The organism is Pseudoalteromonas sp. GutCa3 (assembly GCF_002836155.1).
In the GTDB taxonomy this organism is placed as follows: domain Bacteria; phylum Pseudomonadota; class Gammaproteobacteria; order Enterobacterales; family Alteromonadaceae; genus Pseudoalteromonas; species Pseudoalteromonas arctica.
The window spans coordinates 13,345-31,016 of sequence record NZ_PJBK01000015.1 but is presented as its reverse complement, the minus strand read 5'-3'; the positions used below and the strand labels follow the sequence as shown (position 1 = coordinate 31,016).

Annotated in this window: 13 protein-coding genes and 2 pseudogenes; 6 read left to right on the top strand and 9 right to left on the bottom strand. The window is 36.3% G+C overall.

Annotated elements, in window-relative coordinates:
- Nucleotides 1-11: 11 nt before the first annotated feature.
- Complete coding sequence (locus tag CXF64_RS01565; protein ID WP_101216115.1) at nucleotides 12-4,775, bottom strand: PAS domain-containing protein; 4,764 nt, start codon at nucleotides 4,773-4,775, stop codon at nucleotides 12-14.
- A 251-nt stretch (nucleotides 4,776-5,026) separates the two neighbouring features.
- On the opposite strand from CXF64_RS01565, the gene CXF64_RS01560 reads away from it, so the two are divergent.
- The 5 genes from CXF64_RS01560 to bfr (CXF64_RS01540) all read left to right on the top strand — a co-directional run bounded on the left by CXF64_RS01560 (nucleotide 5,027) and on the right by bfr (CXF64_RS01540) (nucleotide 10,506).
- On the top strand, nucleotides 5,027-5,893 hold the full coding sequence (locus CXF64_RS01560) for a cation diffusion facilitator family transporter (protein ID WP_024591861.1): 867 nt from the start codon (nucleotides 5,027-5,029) through the stop codon (nucleotides 5,891-5,893).
- Between the two features lie 114 nt (nucleotides 5,894-6,007).
- Nucleotides 6,008-7,078 carry a PepSY-associated TM helix domain-containing protein gene (locus tag CXF64_RS01555; protein WP_007582328.1) on the top strand — a complete coding sequence of 357 codons (1,071 nt, stop codon included), beginning with the start codon at nucleotides 6,008-6,010 and terminating at the stop codon, nucleotides 7,076-7,078.
- A gap of 72 nt (nucleotides 7,079-7,150) precedes the next feature.
- Nucleotides 7,151-9,286 carry a TonB-dependent receptor gene (locus CXF64_RS01550; protein ID WP_101216114.1) on the top strand — a complete coding sequence of 712 codons (2,136 nt, stop codon included), beginning with the start codon at nucleotides 7,151-7,153 and terminating at the stop codon, nucleotides 9,284-9,286.
- A 272-nt stretch (nucleotides 9,287-9,558) separates the two neighbouring features.
- Nucleotides 9,559-10,029, top strand: coding sequence for a bacterioferritin (bfr, locus tag CXF64_RS01545; RefSeq protein ID WP_002958985.1), 471 nt, complete (start codon nucleotides 9,559-9,561; stop codon nucleotides 10,027-10,029).
- Nucleotides 10,030-10,041: 12 nt separating this feature from the next.
- Nucleotides 10,042-10,506: a bacterioferritin gene (gene bfr, locus CXF64_RS01540; RefSeq protein ID WP_024593101.1), complete on the top strand. Its 465-nt coding sequence runs from the start codon at nucleotides 10,042-10,044 to the stop codon at nucleotides 10,504-10,506.
- Nucleotides 10,507-10,572: 66 nt separating this feature from the next.
- On the opposite strand, the gene CXF64_RS01535 is transcribed toward bfr (CXF64_RS01540), so the two are convergent.
- The 5 genes and pseudogenes from CXF64_RS01535 to CXF64_RS01515 all read right to left on the bottom strand — a co-directional run bounded on the left by CXF64_RS01535 (nucleotide 10,573) and on the right by CXF64_RS01515 (nucleotide 13,556).
- Nucleotides 10,573-10,767 (bottom strand): (2Fe-2S)-binding protein, encoded by a 195-nt coding sequence (locus CXF64_RS01535; protein WP_002960627.1) that lies wholly within the window; start codon nucleotides 10,765-10,767, stop codon nucleotides 10,573-10,575.
- A 423-nt stretch (nucleotides 10,768-11,190) separates the two neighbouring features.
- Nucleotides 11,191-11,664 (bottom strand): DUF2846 domain-containing protein, encoded by a 474-nt coding sequence (locus CXF64_RS01530; protein WP_101216113.1) that lies wholly within the window; start codon nucleotides 11,662-11,664, stop codon nucleotides 11,191-11,193.
- 227 nt (nucleotides 11,665-11,891) lie between these two features.
- Nucleotides 11,892-12,134 (bottom strand): annotated as a pseudogene (locus CXF64_RS21080) (transposase); the annotation flags it as partial.
- A 140-nt stretch (nucleotides 12,135-12,274) separates the two neighbouring features.
- Nucleotides 12,275-12,538, bottom strand: a complete 264-nt coding sequence (locus CXF64_RS01520; RefSeq protein WP_206006128.1) for a hypothetical protein — start codon at nucleotides 12,536-12,538, stop codon at nucleotides 12,275-12,277.
- Nucleotides 12,531-13,556, bottom strand: coding sequence for a hypothetical protein (locus tag CXF64_RS01515; RefSeq protein WP_101216112.1), 1,026 nt, complete (start codon nucleotides 13,554-13,556; stop codon nucleotides 12,531-12,533). Before CXF64_RS01515 ends, CXF64_RS01520 begins: the two co-directional genes overlap by 8 nt.
- 441 nt (nucleotides 13,557-13,997) lie before the next feature.
- Here CXF64_RS01515 and CXF64_RS21075 point away from each other — a divergent pair.
- Nucleotides 13,998-14,402, top strand: a pseudogene (locus CXF64_RS21075) (transposase); the annotation flags it as partial.
- A gap of 39 nt (nucleotides 14,403-14,441) precedes the next feature.
- Here the strand turns inward: CXF64_RS21075 and CXF64_RS01505 are convergent.
- From CXF64_RS01505 to CXF64_RS01495, 3 genes are all read right to left on the bottom strand, one after another.
- A complete protein-coding gene (locus CXF64_RS01505) occupies nucleotides 14,442-15,509 on the bottom strand; it encodes a hypothetical protein (protein WP_198551123.1) in 1,068 nt (355 codons plus the stop codon).
- Between the two features lie 163 nt (nucleotides 15,510-15,672).
- A complete protein-coding gene (locus tag CXF64_RS01500) occupies nucleotides 15,673-16,428 on the bottom strand; it encodes a restriction endonuclease (RefSeq protein WP_101216111.1) in 756 nt (251 codons plus the stop codon).
- A 306-nt stretch (nucleotides 16,429-16,734) separates the two neighbouring features.
- Complete coding sequence (locus CXF64_RS01495) at nucleotides 16,735-17,292, bottom strand: hypothetical protein (protein ID WP_101216110.1); 558 nt, start codon at nucleotides 17,290-17,292, stop codon at nucleotides 16,735-16,737.
- Nucleotides 17,293-17,672: the final 380 nt, after the last annotated feature.

Sequence of the window (17,672 nt, the reverse complement as noted above, 5' to 3'; positions counted from 1 at the left end):
GTATTTTTACCTTAAATATACTGCTCTAATTTATCTTTTAAAATATCTAATTGAATAGGTTTACTCAAGTAGTCATCCATTCCAGCTGTTATACAACGCTCTTTATCTGAGTTCATTGCATTTGCGGTGATAGCGATTATTTTAATGTTTTTATGCTGTATGCCCGCCACGCCTTTACGAATAGCAGCGGTTGCTGCAAAACCATCCATAACAGGCATTTGGCAATCCATAAGTACGAGCTTAAAGTATCCTGAATCATGCGCTTCTAATATATCAATCGCTAATTGGCCATTCCCAGCAATAGTAACGTCACAATTAAGCTTTTTGAGCATTAATTTAGCCACCTGTTGGTTAATTGGATTATCTTCCACCAGTAGTATTTGGGAAGACTCCTGCATTTTTTCTTTTTTAAGTGACGAAATATAGCCTGACGTAACAAGTGGGAGCGCCTCGCCTGCATCATTACTCGTTATAACCGACAGTGCAGAAATTAAATCGGCAGTGGTTACTGGTTTAGGAAAATATGCCTGAAAGCCAGCATCAGAATAACGCTGCGCGCCTTCCATACCTGCAATACTAGTCATCATTACAAGTGGCATTGATTTATAATGTTCATGTGCTTTTAGTGCTTTACACAGCTCTATGCCATCCATTCCTGGCATTTGCATATCAAGCACTGCAATATCATACATGCAATTTTTATCTTTATAGTGCTGCGCGCACATATCAAGTGCTTCATGTGCATCACATGCGAGTGCAACCTTAGCGCCCCAATGTTCAAGCTGTTGTGAAATTACAATTCGATTTGTCTCGTTATCGTCAACAACTAAAACTGTTAGCTCTTCCATATTAATATTAGGAATATAACGCTCTTTTTGATCTCCCGGAGTTAGCATTATAGTGGCGGTAAAGGTACTCCCTTTACCTGCTTCACTTGTAAGAGAAATTGCTCCTCCCATTAACTCACAAAGCTGCTTACAAATAGCCAGCCCTAAGCCACTGCCCCCGTATTCACGCGTTGTTGATGCATCTACCTGAGAAAAAGGGGTAAATAACTGCTGTTGCTTTTCTTCACTTATTCCTATGCCTGAATCTTTTATACTTGCAACAAATTCTAAACCTTGAACCACTTTATTAATTTTAGCGCTTACCACAACCTCGCCCTTACTCGTAAACTTAACGGCGTTACTCAGCAAATTAGTAAGTACTTGTCGAATCCGCCCAGGATCTCCGCATAACTGCGAAGGCTCTAGCGCTACCAAATCTAAAATTATTTCTATACCTTTTTCTTGAGCAGTCAATGCTTGTGCGGCAGCAACTTCGCCAATTAAATCACGTCCATTAAAGTTAATCTCTTCAAGTTCAATTTTACCCGCTTCGGCTTTAGAGAAATCTAAAATATCGTTAATTACACCCAATAAAGAGTGCGCACTTGTTTTGGCTATACCTACTTTTGTTTCTATTGGTTTAGGGAGTGACTCTAATTGAACAAGTTCTAGCATACCGAGTACACCATTCATTGGCGTTCTTATTTCATGGCTCATGGTTGCTAAAAATTGGCTCTTCGCAATGGCTGCATCTTCTGCTTTTACAAGGGCTACTTTTAACTCCTCACTGATTACTTTTCGTTGCTGAGAAATTAAAGTACTTCCCACTAAAGTAGCCAATGATCGAAGATACGTTTCTTCACTTTGCGTCCAATTGTGATGTTCGCCTACCGTTTCAGCGCACAAAATACCTAAATTACCATCACCAGTTGCTATTACTGCATCAAGCATCGATTTAATATTTAATGGCTTTGTATACGCTTCTATAAAATCAACAGTTGCTGGGTGCGTATAAACATCATCAATGGCTACTAAGTTTTGCTTATAAATGGCGCTATAATATGCAGGGTAGTCTTTAGCAGTTAAAACAGCATCTGTATCTACAAACCCTTGTCCATCTATGTATAAACTATGACATGTCATTACATCTCGTTGATCGTTAAAAATCCATACCGACGCACGTGCAACATTTAGCACTTCGCACATAGATTTAACGGCTAGCTTTTTAACTTGCTCTACATCACTATTTTGCACTTCAGGTGCGACTGTAAGCGCGGCTAAATTTTTGTTATAGCGGTTTGCTTTTTCGCTTTCGAGTTCAAGGCGCTTATGTGCATCAATACTTTGAAATGAGCCAAAAACACGTACGCATTTACCATCTTTAAGCTCTGCTTGGCCCATCGATTTAACCCAACGCTCTTGCCCCGAATAGGTCAAAATAATAAGCTCTACACTCCAGCTTTCACCTAAAGTCACAGCGCATTCAAATAAGGTACTTATAGTGTCTCGGTGTATTCCTGGTTTATAAAAATCAATAGCAGTATCTATCCTCGGCTCAAATCCCTCTGGTACTTCGTGGATAACTTTAACTTCATCAGACCAATAAAGAGTATGCGCATCTAGGTCCATCTCCCATGCACCAATCTGTCCTTGCTTACTCATTGATTCAAGCAGGCTTTGCTGACGGCTTATTTTTAATTGTGTATTGTAACGTTCTGTAATATCTAAAATAAATCCATCTAAATACAATATATTGCCATCATCTGCGTAAATCGCTTGGCCTTTTTCGTTTACCCAATGCAAAGAGCCATCGCGGGCTTTAATTCTATACTCAACAGACCATGACTGCTTAGCGCTAACACAACGGATAATTTCATCTTTTATTTTTTGAGAATCGTCTTCACATATTAAATCAAAGAAGCAAAGGTCTTCATTGTGTATCAACTCATCGGGTGAATAACCGGTAATTTCACTCGCTTGCTCGCTCATGTAAAGCATGCTTAATTTGTCATCAAACTTACATCTATAAATAATGCCAGGGATATTTGATACCAAAGATGCAAATCTGTCTCGGCTTCCTTGTAGCTCAAGCTCTGTAGATTTTCGATCTGATATATCTAAATGCGTACCGATCATGCGTTTTGGAGAGCCATCGGTATTCCACTCAACTATTTTTGCAGTATCGAGAACCCAAATCCAATGCCCATTTTTATGCTTCATGCGGGCTTCACTAACATAATAGTCAGTCTCGCCGGAAAAATACACTTGAAGTTTTTTCTCCGACATAGCTAAATCATCAGGGTGAGCGTAGGTATACCAAGTATCTATAGTACAAGGTTCAATATCACTGAGCTTGTAACCTATAATCTCGGCCCAGCGGTTATTAAATGTCACATTTTTAGTATCAATGTACCAATCCCAAATACCCACTGCTGTTGAGTCAATCACTAGTTGTAGCTGTGTTTTGTGCTGTTCAAGCTCTAGCTCTTGTAACTTAAGCGCTGTAATGTCGGTACGAATAGCAATATAGTTTTGTGGTATACCGTTTTCATCTAAAAATGGTGCAATGGTGGTATCTACCCAATAAAAACCACCATTTTTAGCTTTATTACAGATTTGCCCGTTCCATACATCACCGCGTTTAAGCGTTTTGTACATATTTTTAAAGAATTTTTTTTCGTGTTTACCTGAATTTAATAAGCGATGATTTTCGCCTATTAATTCATGTTCGTCGAAACCACTGATCTCACAAAACTTCTTATTTACAAAAGTAATAGTGCCATGTAAGTCAGTTACCGCAACAATGGCATGTTCATCTAATGCACTTTTTTGTTCTGCTAATTGTTTTAATGCAATTTGAAGTGCCGAACGTTGTTTTTGTAATATACTTTGTTGTTCTTCTTTTACGGCTACTAACTTACGTAAGCCCAATGAAAGCTGATTAAATTCAATGCTATCGTTTATTATTGGAACTTTAACTAAATCGCCTTTTGTAATATTTTCGACAATTTTAGCTAAGTTAATTAAAGGCTGAGACAGCCGGCGACCAAACCACCACGACAACGTTAATATCAGCAGTAAGGCACCTGAATTAGTTAATACAGCGAGCTGCTTATAATAATTAGCACCTTGTAGTGCAACTTCTTTTGGTTTTGATACAAGTAGCTGCCAGCCAGACTCATTTAAAAACTCTAATGAATTAATATACCCATATAAAGTGACTTCATTTTTATCAATATAAGAAAAAACACGTTGTGTTGGTGAGCCATTTGGAGAGAAAAATGATGGTTGGGTATCGTCTGAAATATTACTTTTTTGAATTTTATTATTGTGCATAACATAAAATGTTATGTCTTTATTAGCAGCGTGTATTTTACTTAGATTATTTAATAAGCCATTTAAATTTATATCTGCAAGCAATATTGCTTGTAGCTTATTTTCATCATTTAATATCGGTAAGCCAATAATATGATATTCACGCCCTGAGGCAGTCATTGACTGGAATTGGATTTTACCTGTATTTATAATCCCAGAACGTATGTTATTAAAGCGCGGCTCTTTAATAACATTTAAAAAAGGTGATGAAGGTAGTGAATTAACGAGGTTTACATCAATAAGCTCTACATGATTAACAAAATCATACTGCTCAATAAATTGATTAATTAATTTTTGCTTTTTATTGGGGCTGATATCAAATTGTGATCTAAGCAAATATAAATCTTTAACATGGTCTGTAAACCAAATATCAGCAAATTGCTTACCTATATTATTAAGCTCGTTAAGTTCAGTGTCTGCATTTTGTTTAAGCGTGCTATTTACATGTTCAAGACTAAACCACGTAAGTATACAAAGTGGCCCTAAGGCTATAATTATAAAGGTTATAATTAACTTACTTCGAACAGACTGTCCTTTACCTGTTAATTCACCAAAGTTTAAACCTTTGTCCATGCTTAATATCCAGCAACTTATAATCATTTAATATTACTTACATTAATGCACTAAATATATAAAGACGCAAGTTTTGAGCGGTAAACTCCTTAAAAACTGGGTATTTAGCGTTACAATCTTAAATTCACATTTTTTAAAAAATACGCCTTTATTACTAACTTATAATTACACTTGCTTACGCTACAACTTCTGTAGCTGTTTTAAACTCCTCGTGATATAAGCAGTATTTAATCAATGCGTTTGAGGGCATTATGGCGCACGATCACTCACATAGTCATGTAGACGAAAACCAAAGCAATAAACAGCTCACCGTCGCTGTGGTTATTAATGTATTGCTAACCGTAGCCCAAGTTATTGGCGGGATATTTTCGGGCAGCTTGTCACTTATAGCCGATGCCCTTCATAATTTAAGTGATGCTGCCGCTATATTTATAGCCTTGGTTGCACGTAAAGTTGGTAATAAGCCTGCTGACGGCACTCATCATTTTGGCTATAAACGCGCTGAAATACTTGCCACACTTTTTAATAGCAGTACATTAATATTAATTGGCGTGTATTTAATTTTTGAAGCCATTTCGAGCTATTTAAACCCTCAACCAATTAATGGCTGGATAGTTGTGTGGGTGGCAGCAATAGCGTTGGTAATTGATTTAGCAACAGCGTATTTAACCTACCGAGCTGGAGCAAATCACAGTATAAATATAAAAGCGGCCTTTATTCATAACGTATCAGATGCAATGGCATCTATTGTTGTTATTATTGCAGGCACCTTAATTATTTTATACCAATGGTATATTGTTGATTTAATTGCCACTGTGCTTATTTCTGTGTATGTAATTTATCATGGCATTTTACTATTAAAGCAAAGCTGCAAAATTTTAATGCAAGCAGCGCCTAGCAACATTGATACACACGCAATATCACATGCTATTAGCAATGAATTTAATATCGAATCGGTAGTTAGCATTAAGCTTTGGCAACTAGATGATAAAGAAAATTATTGTGAGCTTGTTATTAGCACTCAGCACTTAATTAATTTGCCAACAATAAAAAGCTTTTTACACGACAATTTTAATATCGAAAATTGCATAATAGAAATCCGACCAATCGCAAATTAAAGCCCAATTTAATGTTCTTAATAACAAGCTAAACCAAATACATAACTATTTAATTGAAAACAGCTCGTATTATCATTTACAATATTGCCATTAACTCATAATGAGATACCGTTTTTGAAACTTTGGTTACGTAGAATTCATTTAGGCCTTGCCCTTATTAGCGGACTATTTTTATTAATAGTGAGCTTAACCGGTGCTGTTATGATTTATGCAAAAGATATACAGCACTTAATAGAGCCTGCAAAATGGCAAGTAACACCACAAGAAAATTTAATGCCTTACGATGAACTTATACAAAATGTACGAGCTCAAACTAAGCAAAAAATCACTTTTTTTATGCCCGAACAAGCGCCAAACGCCGCATGGCAATTTAGGTTAGCCAATAAATATTACGCCAGTGTTAATCCCTACTCTGGGAGTGTACTAAACGTCTATGAATCAACAGATACTATTTATGGGTTTGCGATGGGATTGCATCGCTGGCTGTTGTTTGAAAACAGTAAGGGTGAAAAAACCTTTCGAAATTGGATGTCGGTGTGTGCATTGCTACTTTTAATAAATGTATTACTCGGCTTTTATTTATGGGTAAAGCCCAAAAACAGAGTTAAACGTTTAGCTATAAAACCAAAAGCCAAATTTAGAGTGCTCATGTATCAATTACATACAGTGCTTGGTGTTTACTTTTTTATACCCCTTATGCTTATTGCCTTTACTGGTATGGCATTTAACTGGAAAACACAAACTCAATCTGTATTAGAATTTGTAACGTTTAATAAAGTAGAACAAAGACCTGAAGCGCCAAAAATAATAGCCGCTTCTCAAGCTGCGTTAAACTACAATGAAGCAATTAAAAATGCAGAGAACGTATTTCCGGATGGTAAAGTATATAGAATTTACTTACCTAAAAATGATGACGAAGTAATTGCACTGAGAATGCAAAACCCTGGCGAAAGCCACGCTTACAGCTGGGTTTGGACTAACCCATTTACTGGTAAAGTATTAAACTCATTTGACGCCAGTAAAACCAACTTCACAACACAAGCATGGAACTTTAAGTATAAGTTTCACATTGGTGATTTTGCAGGTCCTATTGTGCAGTTTTTATGGTTATTAATAGCCCTTTCACTCGCATTTTTTATTGTAAGCGGTGTATATTTTTGGTTAAAACGCCATAAATGGAAATAAATCTCATTAACACTTGCGTCATTAGTTGATAATAATTACCATTACGTAAATTGTTATCAACTAAGACACCCCATGTTAAAAACTTCGCTTTGCCTTATTGCTGTTGCAATAAGTACTAACACGTTAGCAAATGAAAATAATAAAAATGAATACACTTCTGATCAGTTAGAGCATGTCATTGTATCTGGCAGCCGCATATCAGAGAACATTGACGAAGTACCTGCCTCGATTACCGTTATAAATCAGCAACAAATACAACAGCATTTAAAAGTAAGCTCAGAATTGGGGAGCTTACTCGCGCAAATGGTTCCAGGGCTTGCCCCAGATACAGGCAGTTCAAGTAATTCAGGACAAACACTACGCGGTCGTGCGCCATTAATAATGATTGATGGTGTACCGCAATCAACCCCTCTTCGTAATGGTTCTTTAGGCGTAAAAACGTTAGACGCCAGCGCAATAGCGCGCATTGAAGTCATAAAAGGCGCAACGTCTATTTATGGTAATGGTGCCTCAGGTGGCATTATTAACTACATAACAAAACAGGCTCGCAGTGATGGTAAACCTGAAGGTGAAATAAGTATTTCAAGCCGCTTTAGCGCTGTTAAATTAGCAGAAAGTGGCGGCGGTAGAATAGCGGCTGCAGTAAACGGAAAGCTCGATAAACTAAGCTACCTGTTAACGGCAAGCTATGAAGAAAACGGCGTACAACGCGATGCAGAGGGCGATATTTTAGGCTTGCAATATGGTTTATCAGACTCTGAAACTCAAAACTATTTTACCAAACTAACTTATGATTTTGACGACGAAAAGCAACTGCAGTTTAGCTATAACTTTTACAGCTCACAGCAAAAAACTGATTTAGGCGATGTTACTGGCGATGGCAATATAGGGGAAAAAACATACGCTATACACGTCCCCTTAGAGCTTCAAAAACAAGGTAAACCGCAAGGCCCAGAAGGCAACGAAAATATAACCCTAAAATATGTTGATTACGCGTTGTTTGAAAACACACAAATGACCCTCGATCTGTATAAACAAAATATAGAAAACGTATTCTTTTTCTCAACCGCTTTAGCCAATCTTGATGAAGGTTATAGCGGTGGTCAATCGGTTATTAAATCAGACAAGCAAGGTGCCAGAGCTACATTTAATAGTCAGTTTGATTTTGAAAACGTAACAGCCACCCTAATCTACGGTATTGATGCCTTAAACGATAAAACATCGCAACCTTTAGTAGATGGCCGTGTGTGGGTGCCAGAAATGGACATGGAAAGTGTGGCAGGCTTTTTACAAACAAAATGGGTAATAAACGACGACATTATTGTAAAAGCGGGTGTAAGAAACGAAAGCATTGATTTGAGCGTAAGTGACTACCAAACGCTAAAACTTTGCAAAACCGCATCGCAATGTTCAGTACCATTAAATGTGCGTGGCGACACCATTAATTACGATGCAACAACCTATAATGCCGGTATTAAATATAACTTAACCGATGTCTTTAGCCCGTTTTTTAGTTACTCACAGGGCTCTGATATTTCTGATATAGGTCGCTTACTTCGCGCTGCAACCGTTGACGACATTGCACTTATTCAAACACAAGCCTCAATAATCGACAATTACGAAGTTGGTTTTACCTCACAGTTTGAAAACGTACGTTTTGAATTTGCTCTTTACAGAAGTACCTCAGAGCTTGGTACAAGTAATGAGTATAATGAAGTAACAGGAGTTTACGAACCTGTGCGTGCGCCACAAGAAATATGGGGTTACGAAGGGTTAGTTAATTACACTATTACCCAAGATCTTAAATTAAGCGCAACGTACAGCTATGTTGAAGGTAAAAATACCGAGGCCGATGACTATTTAGGGGCAAGCCAAATTAGCCCACCTAAAGCAACAGCGAATGTAACGTGGCAAACAAATGACGAGCTATCGCTTGCAATGAGCTTTTTATATGTAGGCGACAGAAAGCGCTTTGATAAAAATGCACAGGGCCAATACTCCGGCGATCAGGGCCCTGTTAGTAGCTACAACACATTTAACTTAAGTGGCCAATACAATGTTAACGCCAAGTGGAGTGGGTATTTTGGAATAGAAAACCTATTCAATAGTGATTACTACCCTGCCCGCGCACAGGCTTACACCTACGGTGGATATAACATTAAAGGATTAGGAACAACGGCTACCCTAGGTGCTAAATACCAGTTTTAATTAGTGATAGACTCAATAAATAGGCATCAGCATGCCTATTTATTTAAAAAGATAATATGAAAAGCAGTATCTCTACTTATTATTTATAAATACCTCTAGTAATCATTCTCAGATACTAATACAAATAAAAAACTGTCCATAAACCAAGCAGTAACGCAAACTTAAATAAGAATCAAAACCAATAGTAACGCAATGATTTTTATAGAGAAAACTTGCAATATAGGCTATTTGTACTACACTGCATACAATTGAAATAGTTAAGGCGATTTATCATGAAAGGTAATCAAAAAGTAATCGATGCGTTTAATACATTGTTAGCTAACGAGTTAGCAGCAATCGATCAGTATTTTATACACTCGCGCATGTATGACGACTGGGGTTTAAATAAGCTATACGAGCGCCTTAACCACGAGATGGAAGAAGAAAAAGATCACGCAGACTGGCTTATTAAGCGCATCTTGTTTTTAGAAGGTGTACCAAATATGACTAAGCGCCGTGATTTACTTATCGGTAACGATGTAAAAAGCATGATGCAAAACGATTTAACACTAGAGCTTGAAGTAGTTGCGTGTGTTAAAGACGTCATCGCAATATGTGAAGAACAACAAGATTATCAATCTCGTAGCATTTTAGAAAAACTGTTATTTGATACCGAAGAAGACCATGTTTACTGGTTAGAGCAGCAACTTGGCTTAATTGATAAGATTGGTTCTGAAAATTATCATCAAGCACAAATGGCTTAGTAGGAGCATATTATGAAAGGCGATAAAGACGTTATTGCAGCGCTTAATAAAGTACTCGCTAATGAGCTTGTTGGTATTAACCAATACTTTTTACATGCACGCATGTTTAAAGATTTTGGTTTCACTCAACTAGACAAAGCAGATTACAAAGTATCAATTCAAAAGATGAAAAACGCCGATCGTTTAATCGAACGTATTTTGTTTTTAGAAGGCTTACCAAATCTTCAAGACCTAGGCCGATTACGTATTGGTGAAAACAGCGAAGAAATGATTGCAGCTAACATGAGTTTTGAACTTGATACTATTGGCGAGTTGCAAAGCGCAGTAAAACTGGCTGAAAGCAAAAAAGATTACATTACCCGTGAAGCCCTTGACCACATTTTAAATGAGCAAGAAGAGCAAATTGATTGGTTAGAAACCCAACAATTGCTTATTAAAAATACGGGTATTAAAAACTACTTGCAGTCTCAACTGTAAATAGTAACAAGCATAAAAAAAGCAGCTAAAAAGCTGCTTTTTTTATATCTAAGTTTTTATATGTAATTAAGCAACTTGATCCGTTACATCCGCAATTTGAATAAGTCTGCGATTAAGGATCTTTTTAGTACAACCACAACACTTACCGCATTGGCTGCCTACTTTAAGCTCTTTAGTTAATTCACGCATGGTCGTTGCACCATCGTCAATTGTTTGCTCAATTTTTTTATCAGTCACACCGTGACAAAGACAAATATACATGAATACAAACCACTCTCAATTTCATTTAGTGCGTACATACTAATCTAAACGAAAATGGTTATCAATTGTTATTTAACTAATATGTATTATTTTAAACTTTTTTTGGCCAGTGCCACTTAAATTGAGAATTCGCGACAGCTTTAAAAAACTAAACTAAATTCAGCTAAAGTATAGTGCATAAATTGAGCATTGTTAATTAGAGCCTACCTTAAATGTAAGTAAAATTAGGTTTAGCTAAATATTTGAATGGTTGAAAATTAATTACATTAAGGCTTAAAAACCTTAATGTATAAATACGGAATTTATGGAGGGGTGATTTCCGGTTTGTGCCATGAGCGGATATTGGTAACGCTTTGAATATGGGGATTTTACAAGCGCTTTGGCCGAAGGCCAGCGAGTAAAATTCCCTCCATAATGTTTTTGTTAGCCTTCATTTTTAGAATTTCTGAGTTCTTTTAATATTGGTAAAGCTGTCTGCTCAGTGTGTTTGATAATGGAGGCTTTTGTCTTCCCACCAGTTACAACTAGAGCGCCAGCAGGAATTACATAAAAATCCTCTAGTTCATGGGTCCATTCATAATAGTAAATTTCACCAGACTTAAAATCTTGCTCAACTGAAGTTTCATTCGCCCAATCTGTTTCAGTTACTTTTGGTAATTTAATAACTCGCTTACCTGGAGGAGTTTCCACTCTCAAAAAGCCCGCATTCTTGATACACCCAATATCAGAATTGTTTACTAATACAGTTCGACATCCAGCAGCACCAAGAAATTTATCCTGCCTCATAAAATATATAGTGGCAGTCTTTTTGTTGATCAGAGTCGGTTCAACAAATTTTACGCCGGTAGCTGAACAGCCACTTATTAAAATAGCTAATATAATTCCATATAGTTTCAAAGTTTTCTCATCCCTATCCTATGAAGGCTAACGAGCCTGTAGATTAACTCGTTTTTAAATTTGTTTTTATTGATAAACAAACCATAGCTGAGTTCCTATTTTGGTTCAATTGATTACTGTATTTTTACGCAGAATATAGAAGTGTTTGATATTGTTTTAATTGGCGTTTTGGAAGGGATTACGGGTGTTTGAGTGGCTTTTATTTAGAGTAAGAGGGCTTACCCTTCTTAATGCATCGTGTTTTGCAGCTTTTCTGTATTATGAACAAGGTAATACATTTGCCATTGCGCATTCACTTTCGTTTGTCCTCGCAAGGTCAGTTTATTCATGCCTTTGTTCACTGTAATGTTCCGCTTTTTTATTTAAAGGACAGCCGGTTCGATACAGCCGAGTCGTTTGCTATATTGTCGTCGACCTATCGGACTGTCTATTTTTACTTTCATCTTATCAACATAGCTCAGTTTTTTGCGTAACTAATTATTTATAAAAATGCACTCTTCATACTGTTTTTGTTGGCTTTTTTCATAATAATTAGGATGGGTGTCATCCTAATTACTAATTAATTTATTAAGCGGACGGGCGTAACCTTAGATTCTTGTAATATTTACGTTTAAACAGCACTGTTTTTTAAAAGTAAATGTGACAAAAGTAGTGACAGTAAACTATTAATTAATTGAGAATTGCTTTCGCTAGTTTTATTGAGTGAAACCCAGCCATCAGTTCCCATAACTTCGATTGATTTAATTTTGATATTTTCAACTTCAGGTTTTTCTGAACACCAATCACCTGATACACGAGAAATCCCAAAGTCTGTATTTAAACGGCCAATGTTGAAAAACTGTATTTCATCATTTTTTAACAGCTTGTTATGCATATTTGAACACCACATGTTTAGCTAGTGTTGGTATTTTAAGATACTCATATGCAGCATTAACTTTTTTAATAAAATGCTCATCATTGGATAAAAGGAAATTACAAAATGATGCTATAGATGCGTGACTATTATCACTTGCTGCTGCAATAAATCGTCTTTCTTTGTGTACTTTTGAATCTGGATAATACCCCAGAGTGTTTAACATATTATAAATCCCCGTCACTTTTTGGTGTTTAAAATATGGCTGTTCTGGGTAAATAGGATTCTTCTTTAGTTGAAACAAGTCATCAATATCCATGTTTGCTTGGCTATAGGTTGGGAGACTTTTTAGTTTATCCCAAATTTTGACAAGTACATTTGGTGGTTCAATATTATTGAGTTGCTTGGGGCCAATTCCGACCTGTGAACGGAAATCTTTAATTCCATCCCAATTTTTATCATCTTCAATATTCTCAATCATCATGTTTTCAGTTCTTTCTAATGTTGCTTTGTACTGAGAAATCATTTCCTGAGTGTAGCTTTGCAATTGTCTTTGAGTCTCTACGGGAAACTCGTCAGAGTTATCCATTACTGATTCCATTAGCTCGGAGAATGCAGAGATTTGTTCATTATGAATATCATTTATGCTATCGCCTTTTCTGCCACCAGAGAATTTGAACAACCATTGTTGCATTGCATTTTCTATGTCGACACCATCGTCAATATTTTCACAGTATTCTTTATAGACAACAAAAGGATCACGTTCACTTATTGTGGCGTTGTCAGTGATGGTAAAGCTAGGTGGCTCAACAATTAATTTTAAATAGTTAGCTTTAAGATCTTTAAGCACGTTAAGGAAAATCTCTTCAAAACCTTTAGAACGCCGAATTTCCTTAAGCGTTTCATCTGAATAAACTACTTGATAATCTTTTATAAGCATTTGGCCGAATTCACCTAATCCTTGTGTCGTGAAAAAATCTAAAACATTCTGATCAAGGTAAACCGTTGGCTTTCCTTCGTATGGTGGAATTGACTCCATTACTTAATCCTTTATGCATAACTGCTTATTGAACAGCATTTTAGTGGTTTATAGCATATCAAAACGGGGGATTACATACCCTGATAATTTCACCAACAATTACTTTTGTAAACAAGTAATTAAACAGCTAGGAATTAAGGATCTTATTTTGCCCCAAAGCGGCGTTTAATAATGTTATTGGACAAAATTAGATTTCTACTCGAAACACAGGAATAAATTTAACTTTTTCAGTGTCCGGTTATCGCTCCAAGCCGAACTTCCTCAAAGTGCCATGAGCAGACATTGAAGATTCTTAATGTGTGAAGTCAAGATTTGACCCCATTCGTTCTTCATTCGTTTCATTCGTTTTATCACGCAATTTAAAATGTTATTAAAGGGCATTGAAAAGCTCGATAAAGCAATAACATCGGCTTATAAAGCCCTGCAGGATAAAAGATATTTGATAGCTTACCCGGTGCAGGTCCACAACTCGCCCCACGTTTACTTTTTGCTTTTGGGAGTAATCGTGCGCGTTATAATTATGCTGCAGAGCTTCAAAAGTAAGCTGGTATAGCGCCTGTTATTGAGCGCAGTGGTCAAAAGATGTGGGCTCATTGGCGTTATAGTTGCCCCACTTTTTTAAGGCAAACATTTGTGGAATGGGCAGACTTTTCTATTCGTTATTCATTTTGGGCTAAAGCGTATTATGAGCAACAAAAAGCCAAGGGTAAGCCGCATAACAGCATAATTAGCTCACTGGCATTCAAATGGATAAGGATTGTATCTAAATGTTGGAAAACGAATACACCCTACGATGAATCGACGTATTTAGCGGCCTTAAAACGCAGAGACTCACCACTTTTTTAATAGCTGAATTTTGCTAGTCGTCCACCTCAGGGCGTGTTGTTAGCTTTTCTTAAACAAATTAGGTACAGCTTTAATTAACGTCTGAGTCATTTGCGTGTCTGATTTCGCTTTCTCTAACTCGACAGTTGTTTGATTTTTCTCTAATACGAAATTTCGCTCTGTTACGGATAATGATTCAATAACTTTATTCATTGCACCTTCATTGCCTGTTACATATGAAAACTCTAATGCAACAAGCTTTGATTCAACATTAGTCAATTCGTTTTGAAAGTACTTAATTTCACTTAAACCTTCTTTATATAATCGAAGAAAGAAATAAGCGAACACTTCTACAAAAATAACCAACATAACTCTAGGCACTAGAGGTAAAAGAAGGTTTTTCAGGAACTTACCGTTAGACTCAGTACCTTCTGATGCAAGTTCTTTCAAAAGTTTTGAGGTATCAACCATAGACACAGTTGTCCATAGCAAATAAAGCCCTCCTGCCGTAATCACCATACCTAATAGTAAGTTTATATTAGCTCGTAGCCGTAGATCTGTTATTTCTCTTTGAAGTCGGTATTTTATCTCTTGAACAGATTCTTTTAGTTTGTCATAACCAAGTTTCTTTTCTAGTACCTCTTTGTAGTTTGAAGCTTCAGATTTAAATATGTTCTTAATTGACTCTTCACTAATATTATTAATGGTTTCATTAATTACATTTTTCCTATCATCTTCTGATAATCCTTTATCTGTTTGTAGCAATTCAATTTGTCTTTTTAATTTTTCAATTTCTACAAAATGATTTTCAAGACCTTTACGTTGGTTTATAAACTCACGATCAAGTTTGAATTTAAGGTTTTCATCATAATCTTTATTTCCTTTTACTCCTCCTGATTGAAGGTAGAGTAGGGCAAATGAAAACAAAGCGATTAATAAAGCAACTAATGAAAAACCACTTTCTCTCAATTCAATATTTAGCAATTTACTTAAGTCATATAGAAATGCACTAGAGAAAAAAGACAGTATTGCTACAGTGCCACTAAAAAACCCTATAACAACAAACAAACGTTTATTTTGAAGTGCTTGGCTAGTGCTTTTAATATACCAGTTTAAAAAATTGTCCATTTTATATTATTATGTTCCAGGTTAATGCTCAATTACGATGAAAAGCTAACGCCGTTTTAATCGGCAAATTGCAGTTGGCTAAAATAAGTGAGAAACGAACAAAAAGCCAACTGTAATTTGTCCGACTTGAAAACCCTTGTTAGGTTTTTACCGCCAAAGCTGTCTAGTACTTTTGTAACCAATATTTTAGGTCATTAAAATCTCTCAGATCTAAATGGTTCTCAGCCATTTTGGCCTCTTTAACAGCATCTTTTGAGAAAAAACCTGTTGTAATTATGATGCTTTTTGTCGCTTGCCTCAATTGATGGACTCCCATAACCTCACGGATAATTCCCACGCCAACTTTATTTTCCGGGGCATACCTTTTACATTCAATGTGAGTCAGGTAACTACATACAGAATTTTTAATGTATGCAATGATATCTCGGCCTCCATCCCTAGTTGCTTTTGTTAATTCAACATCGAATCCCATATCCTTTAAAATAGCAGCCACCAATTCTTCAAATTTTCTTGGGGATAGATCATACATTTTTTCAGGGTGCTTCTTAAGGTAGGTCTTTATTTGGTTATCAATTGTGGTTATAACAACCTTTTCTTCCTTATCTGGGACCTCTGTTAACTCAGAATATAGTTCTTCTTTAAAGGTACCTTGTTCGTTTAACCCCATCATAGTTGAAACAATCTTGCTTTCTGCTTCATCTTGAGAAGTAAGGCTTACTTCACCTTTGATATATCGATAAATATCATCTTCATCTTTTGCAAGAACAACATAAGACCAATCTTTATCTATAGGGTCTTTAATTACAGTTCCAGCGATATCCATATCTGTTGATTCAAACCAAGCTCGTTCTGGAAAGAAGCCCATTTTTTCAATGTTTAGAGAATCGAATTTATCTCTTGAAATTTGTTGAATACTCATAGCTTCCTTTAAAACCTAACAACTTTATCAGAGAACACTTTCCCCATTCTAGCGCGAAAACATCCTTATTTTGTGAACTTATATTAATAGCAAATACTATAAGTTATTGCCAGCTATAAATATTATGCTTTCTGTAGCTTATATAAACATGTAAAAAAGAGGAAAGTTTCCTCTTATTTTTACTAAGTTAATGACGACTCCCCTGAATGGCCGCTTATCGCTCAAAGCTGGCTTCAGCAAAGTGCCAATTGCAGACATTGGTAACTTTGATGTCCCAGGGAGCCTGCGAGCGCCTTGATGCGTTTGTTATATGCCAAGCTCTCTCAATTTTCTATCTAGAACCAGTCCAATATCAGCTAAAATGCCACCATGCTCGTAGTCAAGAAAAATTCTCACATCGTCGCGATCACCATTGGCATCAACTCTTGGTATGCAAAAGCCACGTGAGCACTCATTAGGGTTTACTACATCTCTCTCTTCACTGCCATAGTATGGGAGAACATAGTGAATATTTGGCATTGATATATCCATCATGACTAAATGATCGTTTCCCCTTGGAGCATCAACACTCCTATGAGCAGAATATTTCATTCTCAAAGGAATAATTTTAAGAATATTAGGCATTTCTGAGTCAACCTCTTTTATGAAATCAGATTTAAAAAAGTAATAAATTTGACCTAATCTGTTCAGATACGCAACTACCTCATGAAACCAAAAAGGTTGCTCCCTCACTTTTGTCTGCGCCATATAGTTATCAAAGTGGTATTCCAGTCCCTGAACCATAGTTTTAACACCAGAAACCTGCTTGTAGTGCACTTCATAATCTTTTAATTGATCGAGTTTGTGAAGAATGCTGTTGATCATGAACCACTCCCTGAGTTTCCCTTGGCATATAACACTTTATAAGAGGACATTTTCCCTATTTTAGCGCGAAAACGTCCTTATTTTATGAACTTATATTAATAGCAAATAGTGAAAACTATTGGTAGCTATAAATATTATGCTTACTGTAGCTTATTTAAAAATGTAGAAAAGGGGAAAAGTCTCCTCTTATTCTTACTAAATTAATGACCGCTCACCTGAATGACCGCTAATCGCTCTTTCCTGACTATCAACTAATTGCCAAAAGCTAACTTTATTACTCCCGAATAAATTAACTATATTCGATTCTTAATATTTACCGCACAAAAGTTTTGTGGAATAATGCCCGCCTCTTAGGGGAGTAGCCCGCTCAGTAATGAGTA

What these genes read in the sequence shown, in the direction of transcription:
- CXF64_RS01495 (WP_101216110.1), bottom strand. Translation starts at nt 17,292, where the DNA reads ATGATCAACAGCATTCTTCACAAACTCGATCAATTAAAAGATTATGAA.
- bfr (WP_002958985.1), top strand. Translation starts at nt 9,559, where the DNA reads ATGAAAGGTAATCAAAAAGTAATCGATGCGTTTAATACATTGTTAGCT.
- CXF64_RS01500 (WP_101216111.1), bottom strand. Translation starts at nt 16,428, where the DNA reads ATGAGTATTCAACAAATTTCAAGAGATAAATTCGATTCTCTAAACATT.
- bfr (WP_024593101.1), top strand. Translation starts at nt 10,042, where the DNA reads ATGAAAGGCGATAAAGACGTTATTGCAGCGCTTAATAAAGTACTCGCT.
- CXF64_RS01560 (WP_024591861.1), top strand. Translation starts at nt 5,027, where the DNA reads ATGGCGCACGATCACTCACATAGTCATGTAGACGAAAACCAAAGCAAT.
- CXF64_RS01550 (WP_101216114.1), top strand. Translation starts at nt 7,151, where the DNA reads ATGTTAAAAACTTCGCTTTGCCTTATTGCTGTTGCAATAAGTACTAAC.
- CXF64_RS01520 (WP_206006128.1), bottom strand. Translation starts at nt 12,538, where the DNA reads ATGCATAACAAGCTGTTAAAAAATGATGAAATACAGTTTTTCAACATT.
- CXF64_RS01565 (WP_101216115.1), bottom strand. Translation starts at nt 4,775, where the DNA reads ATGGACAAAGGTTTAAACTTTGGTGAATTAACAGGTAAAGGACAGTCT.
- CXF64_RS01505 (WP_198551123.1), bottom strand. Translation starts at nt 15,509, where the DNA reads ATGGACAATTTTTTAAACTGGTATATTAAAAGCACTAGCCAAGCACTT.
- CXF64_RS01535 (WP_002960627.1), bottom strand. Translation starts at nt 10,767, where the DNA reads ATGTATATTTGTCTTTGTCACGGTGTGACTGATAAAAAAATTGAGCAA.
- CXF64_RS01515 (WP_101216112.1), bottom strand. Translation starts at nt 13,556, where the DNA reads ATGGAGTCAATTCCACCATACGAAGGAAAGCCAACGGTTTACCTTGAT.